The 13,679-nt window shown below is 72.7% G+C and carries 11 protein-coding genes; 6 read left to right on the top strand and 5 right to left on the bottom strand.

Features of this window, described 5'->3' with window-relative positions; all coding sequences use genetic code 11:
• The 3 genes from AC3ET4_RS28750 to AC3ET4_RS28740 all read right to left on the bottom strand — a co-directional run.
• On the bottom strand, nucleotides 1–1,377 hold a 1,377-nt coding region (locus tag AC3ET4_RS28750; RefSeq protein ID WP_431954540.1), incomplete at its 3' end, for a S8 family serine peptidase.
• Nucleotides 1,378–1,483: 106 nt separating this feature from the next.
• Nucleotides 1,484–1,786 (bottom strand): hypothetical protein, encoded by a 303-nt coding sequence (locus AC3ET4_RS28745; protein ID WP_488175969.1) that lies wholly within the window; start codon nucleotides 1,784–1,786, stop codon nucleotides 1,484–1,486.
• Between the two features lie 154 nt (nucleotides 1,787–1,940).
• The gene (locus tag AC3ET4_RS28740; protein ID WP_431954536.1) at nucleotides 1,941–2,591 is read right to left on the bottom strand and encodes a TetR/AcrR family transcriptional regulator; all 651 of its coding nucleotides are present in this window, start codon (nucleotides 2,589–2,591) and stop codon (nucleotides 1,941–1,943) included.
• Nucleotides 2,592–2,700: 109 nt separating this feature from the next.
• On the opposite strand from AC3ET4_RS28740, the gene AC3ET4_RS28735 reads away from it, so the two are divergent.
• Together AC3ET4_RS28735 and AC3ET4_RS28730 are read left to right on the top strand one after the other, a co-directional pair.
• Nucleotides 2,701–3,258, top strand: coding sequence for an NAD(P)H-dependent oxidoreductase (locus AC3ET4_RS28735; RefSeq protein WP_431954534.1), 558 nt, complete (start codon nucleotides 2,701–2,703; stop codon nucleotides 3,256–3,258).
• A 502-nt stretch (nucleotides 3,259–3,760) separates the two neighbouring features.
• Complete coding sequence (locus AC3ET4_RS28730; protein WP_431954532.1) at nucleotides 3,761–4,699, top strand: aminoglycoside phosphotransferase family protein; 939 nt, start codon at nucleotides 3,761–3,763, stop codon at nucleotides 4,697–4,699.
• A 19-nt stretch (nucleotides 4,700–4,718) separates the two neighbouring features.
• Here the strand turns inward: AC3ET4_RS28730 and AC3ET4_RS28725 are convergent, their stop codons facing one another.
• Together AC3ET4_RS28725 and AC3ET4_RS28720 are read right to left on the bottom strand one after the other, a co-directional pair.
• A complete protein-coding gene (locus AC3ET4_RS28725) occupies nucleotides 4,719–5,096 on the bottom strand; it encodes a VOC family protein (RefSeq protein WP_431954530.1) in 378 nt (125 codons plus the stop codon).
• A 225-nt stretch (nucleotides 5,097–5,321) separates the two neighbouring features.
• Nucleotides 5,322–8,348 carry a glycosyl hydrolase gene (locus tag AC3ET4_RS28720; protein ID WP_431954528.1) on the bottom strand — a complete coding sequence of 1,009 codons (3,027 nt, stop codon included), beginning with the start codon at nucleotides 8,346–8,348 and terminating at the stop codon, nucleotides 5,322–5,324.
• 813 nt (nucleotides 8,349–9,161) lie between these two features.
• Here AC3ET4_RS28720 and AC3ET4_RS28715 point away from each other — a divergent pair.
• From AC3ET4_RS28715 to AC3ET4_RS28700, 4 genes are all read left to right on the top strand, one after another.
• Nucleotides 9,162–9,758: an MBL fold metallo-hydrolase gene (locus AC3ET4_RS28715; protein ID WP_431954526.1), complete on the top strand. Its 597-nt coding sequence runs from the start codon at nucleotides 9,162–9,164 to the stop codon at nucleotides 9,756–9,758.
• A 475-nt stretch (nucleotides 9,759–10,233) separates the two neighbouring features.
• Complete coding sequence (locus tag AC3ET4_RS28710; protein ID WP_431954524.1) at nucleotides 10,234–10,359, top strand: GNAT family N-acetyltransferase; 126 nt, start codon at nucleotides 10,234–10,236, stop codon at nucleotides 10,357–10,359.
• A gap of 117 nt (nucleotides 10,360–10,476) precedes the next feature.
• Nucleotides 10,477–10,854, top strand: coding sequence for a cupin domain-containing protein (locus tag AC3ET4_RS28705; RefSeq protein ID WP_431954522.1), 378 nt, complete (start codon nucleotides 10,477–10,479; stop codon nucleotides 10,852–10,854).
• A gap of 429 nt (nucleotides 10,855–11,283) precedes the next feature.
• Entirely contained in the window at nucleotides 11,284–13,638 is a 2,355-nt protein-coding gene (locus tag AC3ET4_RS28700) for a M4 family metallopeptidase (RefSeq protein WP_431954520.1), read from the top strand.
• Nucleotides 13,639–13,679: the final 41 nt, after the last annotated feature.

Raw genomic sequence — 13,679 nt, 5'->3', positions numbered from 1 at the left:
GATGGTGGCGTAGAGGCCGGTCCCGAAGGTAGCCCACCGCGAACGGGCGGCCAGGATGTCGACCCCGGGAGCGGTGATCTCCGGCTTGGCCGCGTCGTCCCGGAAGCGCGGGCCGCGGCTGGAGAAGTCGGCGATGGCGTCGGAGGAGTCGACGGCGCCGACGGTGAGCGCGGCGTCCGCGGCGCCGGGTGCGGCCACGGTGCCCTCGGAGGGGCCGTGGTTGCCGGCGGCTATGGTGAACAACGCGCCCGTTTCGGCGCTGAGTTCGTTGACCGCCTGGCTCATCGGGTCGGTGCCGTCGGAGGGCTGGTCGCTGCCGAGACTGAGGCTCACCACGCGGGCCTTGGCCTCACGCGCGGCCCACTCCATGCCGGCGATGATCCACGAGTCGGTGCCGCTGCCCGCGTTGCTGAGGACCTTGCCCACGTGCAGTCGCACGCCGGGGGCGACGCCCTTCTCCTTGCCGCCGGACGCGGCGCCGTTGCCGGCGATGGTGGACGCCACATGGGTGCCGTGGCCGTTGTGGTCCTCGATGTCCTCATCGGGGACGAAGCTGCGCGACTCGGTGACGACGCCCTGCAGGTCGGGGTGCCCGGGGTCGTAGCCGGTGTCGAGCACGGCGACATCCACGCCCTGGCCCGTCTCGCCCTTGGCCCACACCTCGGGGGCGCCGATCTGCGCGACGCTCTCGGCGAGTTGCGCCTTCACCTTCCCGTCGAGCCAGACCTTGCGTATACCTCCGGTCAGCACCGGTCCGCTCGCCGTGGCCCTGGCGGACGTCTGCGGGGCGTCCTCGCCGGTGAGGTCGGCCCAGAAATCCGCCGCCCGGTCGTGCTTCTGGGTGGTGGCGGTGCTGTCGATGCTGGTCAGCGCCCGCGCGCCGGTGGCCCCTTCGGGGAGGGAGGGCGCCGCGAGCTTCCGGTGGGCGTCGGAGGCGTAGGTCAGGATGACGGGCAGGCCCTGGGAACGGGCGTCGTCGTAGCCGTCGGCGATGAGCCGCGTGACGTTGAAGAGGTCGGTGTCGAGCAGCCCGGCCGCCACGTACCGCTCGGCGGCGAACGGGTAGACGTAGGTGTCGCCGTGCTGTGTGACGATGCGTGCGTCCGCGCGACGGCCGCCGGGGCCCTCCACCGTGACGGAGGCGCGGCCGTCGCCGCCCGGCGTCATGGTGACGCGGTCACCGGTGATGAGGGTGACCGTGCGCGGGGTGGAGGCCTTCGCGGCTCCGCCGGTCAGGACCACGTTCGCCGACGAGGCGGTGGCAGTGGCGTGGCCGCCGACGTGCTCTGCGGCAAACGTCGGTGGGATCGCCACCAGCGTCGCCGCGATACCCGCGACGATCGACAGGCCTGTTCGGCCCGGGAAGAGCGGTCTCAAAGGGGGGACCCTTCACATTGGATTCATCCGAGGTCCGCCGCATGCTAGCGAGTTGAACGATTCAGATGGGCCGGTGAGGGTGGCGGGTTCACGCCGCCTGTCGGGATCACGACAGAAAGTGGAGTCCTACCGCCAGTGCCGCGTACGGAACGGGGACGAACACCGTCGCGGCAAGCCACGGCCGTGCGCTGCGGCCCCGGGAGTGCGGCAGCAGCACATCGACGACGAGCACGGCCGTCAGAAGGAGGGCGCCGGTCAGGAAGAGCAGGATCATGACGGGGCCCGCGTGGTCCAGTGTGCCGTAGTCGCAGTCGCCGGAGAAGCCCGGCGCGTACGAGTCCGCCACGCTCCTGCAGTCCATCGGCAGATACTCCGTCAGCAGCCACCACGCGCAGGACAGGGGGAGCACCGCGGGCACTCCAATGGCGAGGTTCGCCCACATCCGGGGGTGCGCCCAAACCGGGCGCCTCGCAGCCGTCCCCGATGTGACGGCTTCCGCGTTGCCGGTGTGCGGTGTCATCGATGCCCCCCTGGTTTGTGCGGCGAGCGTACTCCGCGGCCCGCTATCGCTGGGTGGCGAGGCGGTCGACCAGGCCGCACCAGCCGGCCTCGAGTCGCTCGACGGGCATGCCCCGGGTTCTGAGCAGGTGTTGGATCAGCATGGTGTCGAGGAAGGCCTGCAGGGTGTGTCCGGTCAGCTCGACGTCGCCGGGCGCCCCCATCTGCCGCAGCAGCAGTGTCACGTGGGTGAGCCGGAGCTGGTAGGACGGTTCGAAGCGTTGGTTCTGGCGGCGCACGGCCATGTAGAGGTCGCGGTGGGCGTCTTCGTGGCGTATGACGGCGGGGCCGAAGGCGCGCAGCCGCTCCAGCGGCGGGGCGTCTGGTCCCAGGGGCGGCGGGCCGGTGAGGAAGGCCGCCTGGAGCTGCTGCTCGATGTGGTCGAGCAGGGAGAGCATCAGGCCCGTGCGGTCGCCGAAGCGGCGGAAGACCGTCCCCTTGCCCACCCCGGCCGCCACGGCGACGGCTTCCATGGTCACGTTCGCGATTCCGTGCGCTTCGGCGAGTTCGGCCGCCACGTCCAGCAGGCGCTGGCGGTTCCGCGCCGCGTCGGCGCGCAGCCGTGGGCGCTTGTTCGCCGGCGTGAGTGAGAGCTGCGCGCAGTCGGCGAAGACAGCGCTCACGGGGAGGGCGGCGGTACGCGGCGGCTCGGTCATGGGCACAGCCTAGCGCCGGGAGTGGAAGTGGACCGCGGTCCGTTTTGCTGGTACAAACATAACCGGACCGCGGTCCGCTTCAAGACGTCCACCAGCAGGGAGATCACCCATGACCGTCCGCATCCTCGGCCTCGTCGGCAGCCTCCGCGCCGGTTCGCACAACCGCCAGCTCGCGGAGGCTGCGGTGAAGCACGCCCCCGAGGGCGTCGACATCACGCTCTACGAGGGGCTGGCGGAGATCCCCTTCTACAACGAGGACCTCGACGTCGAGGGCGCGGCGCCCGAGGCGGCCGGCCGCCTGCGGACCGCCGCCGCCGCGGCCGACGCGCTGCTGCTCTTCTCGCCCGAGTACAACGGCACCATCCCGGCCGTCCTCAAGAACGCCATCGACTGGCTGTCCCGCCCGCGCGAAGTCGCTGTCATCGCGGGCAAGCCGGTCGCCGTGGTCGGCACCGCGTACGGCCAGTACGGCGGGGTGTGGGCGCAGGACGAGGCCCGCAAGGCCGCCGGCATCGCGGGCGCCTCCGTCCTCACGGACGTCAAGCTCTCCATTCCGGGCTCGGTGATCCGTTTCGCCGAGACCCACCCGGCCGACGACGCCGAGGTCGTCGAGGGCCTGATCAAGGTCATCCAGGAGCTCGCCCAGGCCGGCGCCGCGGCCGTCTGAGCCCCTTCGGCAAGGACCCCGCGGGCCGTGGCCCGCGGGGTCCCGCCGCTTTCCGCCCCGCCCCGGACGGGGCGGCCTGGTAGAGCAGCCGTGACCGAGGGGACAGGCGGCCACCGCCGCCGATGGGCGGGTGTGGACGGGACGGGCAGTCTGCGGGGGAGCCGTATGAACTGGCGAGACATCTTGTCGTCGACCGCTTGGTTGCTTTTGTGTCGCCGACCTGCTCGGAAACCCTCGCCCGTGGAACGATGCCCCGGTGCCTGCCTGCGGACCGCCGGAAGCGGACGGCCGCCCCGGCGGGGGGCCAGAGGGCTCACCGACGGTGCTCGCGGAGGGACGCCACCCGGACCGTGTGCTGCCGTGCCGTCAGAGCGACAGCGGGCGTGTCTGCACGGCGGCTGCGCGCGGGCGGCTCCCCGCTGATGCGCGCGGAGCCGGCCTCCCGCGGCGCACAGCCCGATAATCCGTTGCCCACGGTGACATGACGGGTGATCATCACCGGATGCTCACCACCCCACCCGACGGCCGTGCCGGCATCGACGCCTCACTGGTCGAACGCCTGCTCGCGGCGCAGTTTCCCCAGTGGGCCCACCTGCCCGTCACCCCGGTGGAGGCCGAGGGCTGGGACAACCGCACCTATCGCCTCGGCCACGCCATGACGGTCCGGCTCCCCACCGCAGAGGGCTACGTCCCCGCGGTCGCCAAGGAGGACGAGTGGCTGCCCCAGCTGGCGCCCTCGCTCCCCGTCGCCGTCCCGTCGGTCCTGGCGATGGGCGCCCCCGGCGAGGGCTACCCCTTCCCCTGGTCCGTACGCGGCTGGCTGCCGGGCGAGACGGCCGCCCCCGAACGCATCCCCGACCTGCCCCGCTTCGCCGCCGCCGTGGGCGAGTTCCTCCTCGCGCTCCAGGGCTGCGACCCGTCCGGCGGCCCGGCCGCCGGCCCGCACAGCTGGTACCGGGGCGCGTCGCCCGCCCACTACGACGAGGAGACCCGCCGCTGCCTGGAGGTCCTCGAAGGCCACGTCGACACCGCCCGCGCCCGCGCCGTCTGGGACGCCGCCCTGGCCGCCCGATGGCGCGGCCGGCCTGTCTGGTTCCACGGCGACGTCGCCTCCGGCAACCTCCTCGTGCGCGGCGGCGAACTCACCGCCGTCATCGACTTCGGCACCTCGGGCGTCGGCGATCCCGCCTGCGACCTGGTCATCGCCTGGACCATGTTCTCCGGAGACAGCCGTGAGGCGTTCCGCCGCACGGTCCGCCAGGACCCCGCCACCTGGTCCCGTGCCCGCGGCTGGGCCCTGTGGAAGTCCCTGCTGGTGCTCGCCGGCTCCCTCACCGCCGACCCGGCCCGTGCCGAGACCGAGCGGCGTGTCATCGCCGAAGTGCTGGGCGACCACGACCGGTTCGCGCGGGACGGCCACGACGGGGCGGGGCCGCGCTGAGCGCGGGAGCCGAGCCGGCTCAGTCCGAGCGCTCCGCCGCGCTGCGCTCGACGCAGAACTCGTTGCCCTCCGGGTCGGCGAGCACGACCCAGCCGGTTCCGTCGGGGCGGCGCCGGTCGTCGAGCTGCGTCGCACCGAGCGACAGCAGGCGTTCGACCTCCTCGTCGCGGGTGCGGTCCTGCGGCTGGATGTCGAGGTGCAGGCGGTTTTTGACGGTCTTGGCGTCCGGAACGGTCACGAAGAGCAGGCCGGGGCTGCCGTCGACCTCGATCAGCGCTTCCGCGTCGCCGGGCTTGTCGTCCTCGTGCAGCGGGCGGTCCAGGACGAGGGACCAGAAGCTCGCCAGGCGGTAGGCGTCGGAGCAGTCGATCGTGATGTGACGCATCGCGGAGGTCATGGGGCCGGATTCTCGCGCACGGCCGAGCACCGCGGCAACGCGATTGCGTCAGGGGTGCGGGGAGGCGTTCGCCGGCGGTGACAGCGGCATGCTGCTGCCACCGCCGCGCCGGGGCCGATCGCCGCTGCCGCGCCCGGCGTCGCCGCTTTCGGAGGGCGTCGAACCCCGTGCCCCCCGTCCCCCGCCGTGCGTACGGCGGGGGACGGGGGGGCGGGCGGGGGACCGTCAGTCCCGGCCCACCACTGCCTCGCCGTACGGGATCAGCCGGACGGGCCCGACGAGCCCGGTGCGCTGCGAGGCGGCGCCGCCGTACACGGACGGGTCGCTGACACGCAGCCGGTTGATCAGCGGTGTGGCCACCTCGACCTCGATCGTGTTGGCGCCCCGGCGCAGCAGCCCGCCGAGGTCCACCACGGGGTTGAGGTGGCTGGTGACGGGGGCCGGGCGCCCGTTGACGGTGACCCGGAAGGTGTCGGTGACCTCCCCGAGGTCGAGCAGGGCGCCGAAGCCGCCGCTCCAGGGCTCGTCGAGCTCGACCGTGGTGCGGTAGCGGCCGATGCCCGCGGCGTCGGCGAGCTCCGGGACGGCGTTCCACGGCGCCAGGGCGTCGAGGGCGACCCGGTGCCGCACGACGGTGGTGCGGTCCGGGTCGGCGCCGGGACGCCAGTCCTCGGCGTCAAGGATCCAGGAGGTGACCTCCCGCGGTGCGGGCACCTTGGCGACCACGGTGCGGACCGGACTCCCTTGCGACAGCGCAGTGGTGTAGGCGCCGGCCGCGCGGGCGCGCAGGACGAGCCGCCCGTCGTCGAAGCGCACGTCGTCCGCGTCCGTGGTGACCGCGTGCGTACGGCCGGGCTCGCCGTGGAAGCGTCCCGGCGGCGCGAAGGCCACGATCATCGACTCCGACGGCTGCAGGGCCACCCGGAAGGTGAACAGGTCGCCGTCCTGCTCGTACAGGCCCAGCGGCCGGGCCTCACCCGTCCACGGGTCCAGCAGATGGGGCACCGCGCCCGAGCGGGTGCGGCGCACCGTGACGGCGTGGTCGATCGCGGCGACAGGGGGCTTCACCGTCTCGGAGTGCTTGCCGTTGACGAGATAGAACCAGTCGACGCCCTCGTCGAAGCGGTGCATCGTGAGCAGCGTCGAGGGGACGGCGTAGCTCACGTCGGGCACCAGACCGAGGTCCGCGAGGGCCTCGCCCACCGCGGGCTTCTCGGTGACCTGCCGGACCCGCGGCTGCGCGAGCAGCTCGGCGACCAGGGAACGGAGCTGCTGCAGACGGGAGTCGTCCGACATACCGGTCGTCGTGACCGTCGTCCAGTCGCCGAGCAGGACGATCGGCAGCCCGGTCCGCGTCAGGCGCAGCAGGTGGCGTGCGTCCTCGAGGGTGAGGGTGATCGCCGAACCGGAGAAGAAGTCACCGTCGACGAACAGCGCGCGGTAGGCCGGGCCGTCGGGGGCCAGCCTGCCGTCGCGGACCTTCGCCGACGGAAGGTCCAGCAGCGGCCCGCTGACGAACTGGTGCGTCCAGCCGAGCGGCACGCCCGTCGAGGTGAACCAGGAGGCGCCGATCCCCGTCGCGGTGTAGCCGCTCTGCCGGAGGACCGCGACGTCGATCCGGGAGGTGCCGCGCTGCATGGCGTGGTGCACCCGGGACAGGTAGCCGGACACATCGCTGACGTGCCGCCAGGTCGGGTGCCGCGGACCCCAGGACTCGCCGTAGCCGACGGTGCCGTTGTAGGGGGTGAAGGCCGCGTAGCCGGGCCATTTCACCCCGGGCAGCGTGGCGTAGGAGAAGCCGTGCACGACTGTCTGATTGACGCCGGCAGCGTAGGCGCCGCCCATGGTGCCCAGGAACTTCTTCCACGTGGTGCTGTACGCGGAGCCGGTGTAGGCGCCCGCCTCGCAGGACAGCACCGAGTGGCCCGCCATGTCCCGGCCTCCGGCGAGGCAGCGGTAGTCGTCGAGGTTCTTGAAGCCCAGCGATTCGCCCTCGGGGATGTCCAGCAGCGCGGCCGACCTGATCGCGTCGGTCTGCAGTCCGTAGGGCTGGGCGCGCATCCCCAGGCCCAGCGCGTGCGCCCAGTCGCGCAGCGCCGTGAGGTGGTGGGTGTTGTAGAGGTCGCTGACGGTGTCCCAGAAGTCGTGGCGTATCTGCCGGGTCGCGACGGCGTCGTAGGCGTAGACCTGGTTGCCGCCGTTCATCGCGATCACCGGCAGGACGGGCAGCAGCGGGTAGCCGTTGCGCTTCTCGAAGGCGGCGGGCAGCCCGGGGGTCCAGGGCAGTGCCTTGGTCTCGATCTCCAGGGAATCCTCGAACAGGACGCCGCCGGCGGACCTGAGGAGCCCCCGGATCTCCTTGGTGAGCAGCTTGCGCTCCCAGAAGTCCGTGATGGCCCTGGTGCCGGCCGCGCTGAAGTGGTCGACGACGTAGGCGGTGGGCGAGGTGTGCGGGCCGCCCTCGGGGGTCTGCCCGGTGCCGCGCTGCCAGAGGGCGGTCAGCACCCAGTCGCCCTCGGCGGGCGCGGTCCAGTCGACCGTGTCGGCGGCGACGTGCGCGGTGAGGTCCTGGACGCTCGCGCGGTCCAGGCCGGTCTCCTTGCGGGTGGCGTTCTCGGGGGCGATCCGGGTGGCCAGCAGGGCCAGCAGCCGCTGCCGGGTGACCCCGGACGCGGGGGCGGCGGCGGGCGGCGGCACGGGGCCCGAGTAGGCCGTGCCGGCGGTCACCGTGACGGCGCCGAGGGCGAGTTCCTGCACCGCGGCCTCGCTGTCGGGGGTGATCCCGGGGACGGCCGCCGGCCAGCTCGGGCCGATCGTCAGGTCGATGGTGACGCCCCGCCGGCGGGCCTGCTCCAGGGCGGCGTGGACACCGGCCACCCAGGCGGGGCTGCCCCAGCCGTGGTGCTCGGTGTCCAGGACGGCGGTGTCCTTCACGCTGTGGTGGACGGCCGCGATCTCGGCCCCGCCGAACCCGGCGTCGGCGATCTGGTCCACTTCGCGGCGGATCTCGTCGGGGTCGACCAGACCGTCCGGCCACCACCAGCGGAACTTGGGACGCACCGCGCTGCCCGGCTCGGCGAACGCGCCGGCCGCACCCCCCGCGCCCGCCACCCCGCTCCCCGTCCGCGCCTCGGCGGCGGCAGCGGGCAGTGCGGGGGCCAGGGCCACCGCGGTGCCCGCGACGGCGGTGGCGATGAGGAGGCTTCGGCGGGAGACCCCGCCGCCCTCGGGGCGGTTGCTGTCGTCGTGCATGGTTCCGTAGCTCCCGGAGTGAGAGGTGGAGGTGCCTGTCATCCCGGAGTGATCAGTGCCGAGATGCAACGCGGTGATGTGCTGAGCCCAATGTATTGAACCGTTTCAATCCATGCGGAGGCTACATCGGGGTCCCTGGCGGGGGCAAGGTCCCGGCGGGTACGAACCTCGACGGGCGTGGTGGGGGCGGTGGCGGGCGGTATCCGTGACGCCGGGGTGGATCGCCGGCGGTTCGCGCCGGAGCATCGCGGTGGGTGCGGGCCACGAGATGAGAACGTTTCAGAAGGCGGCTCGCGGCCGCCTCACCCGGCGCACGGGCCGCCGGCCGGCTGTGCCAGGCCGACACGCCGCCGCACGGGTCCGTGGCGGGGCGCTGCCAACCGAGCTGTCCACGCCGGCGTTCTCGGAGGGCGAGGCGGCGACCCTCGGTGGCCCTTGGCCGACGGCGTCGAAGGCGAGCCTTGCGAACCGCTCGCGCTGCCGGCTCCGTCCAGCCGCTCCAGGGCCGCCGAGACCTCGGGAACCTGCGCGGCGCCGACATGGCGGACGGTGTGGTGGTCACCGCTCATGGAGCGGTCCAGCCCAGGATGGCGTGCGGCAAGGGGAACTCGACTCCGTTGACGGCGTGTTCCCCGATCTCCTCGACGACAAGGGGCCGGCGCGTTGTCGTCCTCGCGGGCCGGGACGTGCGCGGAGGCGGTGTCGTCCAGGGCGGGGAGAACTGCGCGCCGTTGCGCCCTCCCGCAGGGGGTTCGGACGCGGTGCGGTGTGATCCCACCATGCGCTCCGGCACCTCGCGTTACAGTCGGGGCCATGCGGATCACGAAGTACACCCACGCCTGCGTTCGCGTCGAGCATGAGGGGCGCGTGCTCGTCATCGACCCCGGGGAATGGAGCGAGCCGGCCGCGCTGGACGGGGCTGACGCCGTACTGGTCACGCACGAGCACAGCGACCACGTCGACGTGCTCCGCCTGGCCGGGCTCGGCGTCCCGGTCCACGCCCCCGCCGGGGCGGACATCCCGCGGCTGGAGTCGGTCCGGGTCGCCGCCGGCACGGAGTTCACCGCCGCCGGCTTCCGTGTGCGCGCGGTGGGCGGCCGCCACGCGCTCATCCACGCCGGGCGGCCCGACTGCGTGAACCTGGGTTACGTCATCGACGACGCCCTCTACCATCCCGGTGACGCGCTGCACGTGCCCGCGCAGCCGGTCGACACGCTCATGGTGCCGCTCCAGGCGTCCTGGCTGAAGACGACCGAGGTGATCGACTTCGTCAACGCCGTCGCGCCGCGGCGGGCGTTCGGTGTCCACGACGGCCAGTGCAACGAGTTCGGCCTCGACAGCGTCAACGGCTGGCTCGCGGAACAGACCGACCACGGCTACCGGTATCTCCGACCCGGCGAATCGCTCTGACCCCGCCGCACGCGCTCATTCGCCCATCTCCCGCGGGGGAACGCCGTTCGCCGGGAAGCGGTTCCGCGGGGCCGGCCGTACGACGATCGCGCGAGGGCTGACGACACCTTCCTCGCTCACGGTCCCCGGGCGGGCCATCCGCCGGATCACCGTCCGGGACCACGAGGAGATCGGCGCGCTCGCCCGGGCGAGCGGCGTACTGGACGGGCCCTGGGTGCTCAGGTGGGAGCACACCCCGGAGTCTTCTCCGCCTACGTCGAGCGCTTCGACCACCCGACGTACGAGGGTTTCGGCTCTGCCTCCGCGGGACGGGCGCCGTCGTCCGCGCGGTCAACATCGACGACATCGTCAGGGGCACCATTCAGAGTGGTGCGCTGGGCTGTGCCGCCTACGCGTCGACCACCGGCCGCGGCTACCTGGCGGAGGGGCTGCGGCTCGTGATGGCATACGCCGTCGGCGACCTCGGTCTGCACGGGTGGAGGCCGACATCCCGCCCGCCGACGTCGCGTCGATCAGACTGGTGGAGCGGCTGGGCTTCGAGCGCGAGGGGTACTCCCCGCGCTTCCCGTACCTCGACGGCGCGTGGCGGGGCCACGAATGATGGGCCGTCACGGCCGAGATGGTGCTCGGCGAACCCGGTGAGGACGGCTGAGGAGGGTCGGCGCGGGCGTCCTGCCGGGCCGTCGGGACGGCCGGAGTGCGGTGTTAGCGTCCCCTCATGGACGACAGCGTGTACGTGGGCAATGCCGGTCAGGACGCACCGCTCGACAGGGGGTGGCTGCTGGGGCACTTCAAGGAGGCGGGCGACCCCCGGCACAGTGACGCCGTGGAGATCAAGTGGGGCCTCCACCCGGCGGGGGAGGAGCGCGGGGAGTGGGTACGGGGCGAGGAGCGGACGGCCCTGCAGATTCTCATCAGCGGCCGGTTCCGGGTCGAGTTCCCCGGGCAATCGGTGGTACTGGCCCGCCAGGGCGACTACGTGGTGTGGGGCAAGGGCGTGGACCACTCGTGGGTGGCGGAGGAGGACTCGACGGTGCTGACCGTCCGCTGGCCGTCCGTCGCGGGGTACGCCGTCCCGGCCGCCCAGGACGCGTAGCACGCGCCTCGTCCACCCGCGGCCGCTGGCTCGAATGCCTCGCCTCCGACACCGTATTGAGCCACCCGGTGTCGATGGTGACCCCGTCAGGCCCGTACCGATCAGGGGAAAGGCTCCCAGACCCGTATCTTCCGGGCCGGACGGGGTGTCCGCTTCCGTGGCGTGATCTATTCGCCCCCTGGTGCCACTTCGCGGCCTCGGATCATGAACTGACAGGTGGCGAGGGCGGGTTGGAACCGATCCATGGTGAGGCGCCGAACCGACTTTCGGACATTGGTCTCCGCAGTGGTGACAGGGAACAGGCAGGCTGACACGATCCAGCACGTCGCGCGAGCATCACTCGCACGTCACCTTGCCGAGGCCTCCAGGCCGGCGATGTCCCCTTCCCCCAGCGGCCGTTCGAACGGTCGGGTATAAGGAGCTGTACGAGTGACGAACCATCCCGCCGCCACGGGCGCCGCTTCCCCGCCGAACCCCCCTCCCGCCCGCCGCGTGCGCGGCCGTGTGGCGGCGACCGCCGCCGTCACCCTGGCCGCCCTGCTGACCCCCCTCCTGCCGGCCACCGGTGCCGTCGCCGCGGCCGAGAGTGACGGGACGGCCCCGCGCAGGATCGCGGCGGAGTCCCGGCCCGGGGCGCGCGCGGCCACCCTTTCCCCCGTACAGCGGGAGCGCTTGCTCGAGGCGGCGTCCGAGCGGCGGGCCACCACCGCCCGGGACCTCCACCTGGGCGGCGAGGAGGCGCTGATACCCAAGGACGTCATCAAGGACGCCGACGGCACGGTGCACACGCGCTACGAGCGCACCTACGCCGGACTGCCCGTCATCGGCGGCGACCTGGTCGTCCATGAGCGGGCGGACGGCCGCACCGTCAGCAAGGCGTCGCAGGCGCCCCTCGAGGTGCCCGGCACGAAGGCGGCGGTCAGCGCCGCCGAGGCGAAGAAGTCCGCCCTGGCCGCGGCCGGAAGGGAGGGGACCGGGACCCCGGCCGCGGACGGCGCCCCCCGCCTGGTCGTCTTCCTCGGCGACGGCAAGCCGACCCTCGCGTGGCAGTCGTACGTCACCGGCACACAGAAGGACGGGACCCCGAGCCGGCTGAACGTCGTCAACGACGCCGCGACCGGCAAGCAGCTCCAGAGCATGGAGGAGATCCGCTCCGGCGTCGGCAACAGCCAGTACAGCGGGCAGGTGCAGATCGGCACCGTCTTCAACAACGGCGTCTACGAGCTGACCGACCCGGAGCGCGGCGGGCACAGGACCCACGACCTGACCGGCGTCGGCGGCAACGGCAGGCTGGTCACCGGCGACGACGACGTCTGGGGCGACGGCACCCTCGCCGACCGCCAGACCGCCGCTGTGGACGCGGCCTACGGCCAGCGCGAGACCTGGGACTTCTACAAGGAGCGCTTCGGCCGCAACGGCATCGCTGACAACGGTGTCGGAGCCATCTCCCGGGTGCACTACGGCGACAACTTCGCCAACGCCTTCTGGGACGACGGCTGCTTCTGCATGACGTACGGCGACGGCCGCGGCAACGAGCACCCGCTCACCGAACTCGACATCGCCGCCCACGAGATGACGCACGGCGTCACCTACGCCACCGCCAACCTCACCTACCTCGGAGAGTCCGGCGGCCTCAACGAGGCGACCAGCGACATCATGGCCACGGCCGTGGAGTTCTTCGCGGACAACCCCGCCGACGTCCCCGACTACACGCTGGGCGAGCTCGCCGACGTCCGCGGCACCGGCAAGCCGCTGCGTCACATGGACCAGCCCTCCAAGGACGCCGACCCGGTCAAGGGCACGTCGCTGGACTACTGGACCCCCGACCTGAAGAAGGAGGACGTCCACCACAGCTCCGGCCCGGCGAACCACTTCTTCTACCTCCTCTCCGAGGGCAGCGGGAAGAAGACGATCAACGGCGTCGCCTACGACAGCCCGACCTACGACGGCCTGCCGGTCGCGCCCATCGGCCTGCCCAACGCCACCGACATCTGGTACCGGGCCCTGACCACGTACATGACGAGCAGCACCGACTACGCCGGTGCCCGCGCGGCCACCCTCCAGGCGGCCGCCGACCTGTTCGGGCAGGGCAGCGAGACCTACGAGGCCGTCGGCAACGCCTGGGCCGCCGTGAACGTCGGCGCCCGCTTCGTCAACCACATCGCCGTGACGGCGCCCTCCACCCGCCCCGTGGCCGTCGGGCAGCCGACGACCCGTCAGGTCGAGGCGGTGGGCTCGGTCCCCGGGCGCCTGGCCTACTCAGCGCACGGGCTGCCCAAGGGCCTGTCCATCGACGCGCGCACCGGCCTGATCAGCGGCACGCCGAAGAAGGCCGGCGCGTACAAGACGGCCGTCACCGTCGAGAACACCGCCCAGCACAAGGCCAAGCGCACGGTGCGCTTCGAGTGGCCCGTCCTGGCCTCCGGCGGCGGTTTCTTCGTCAACCCGGCCCGCTACGACATCCCCAACTGGCAGACGATCGAGTCCCCGCTGATCGTGACCGGCCGCAAGGGCAACGCGCCCAGCGACCTCAAGGTGACCATCGACCTCGTCCACCCCTGGGTCGGCGGCCAGGTCGTCACCCTGGTCAGTGAGAACGGGACGGAGATCCCGGTCAAGCCCTGGTACTGGGACACCGGCGAGGGCGAGGTGCACGCCACCTACACCGTGGACGCCTCGGCGGTCCCCGCCAACGGCACGTGGAAGCTGCGGGTCACGGACAACACCCCCGGCATCTTCACAGTCGACCCCGGCTACCTCGACCGCTGGAGCCTGACCTTCTGACCCCTCCCCGGGGGGGGGGGGGGGGGGGGGGGGGGGGGGGG

This window comes from Actinacidiphila sp. bgisy167 (assembly GCF_057707665.1).
Note: the sequence above shows the minus strand (reverse complement) of the source record. Positions and strands in the feature narration are given on the sequence as shown.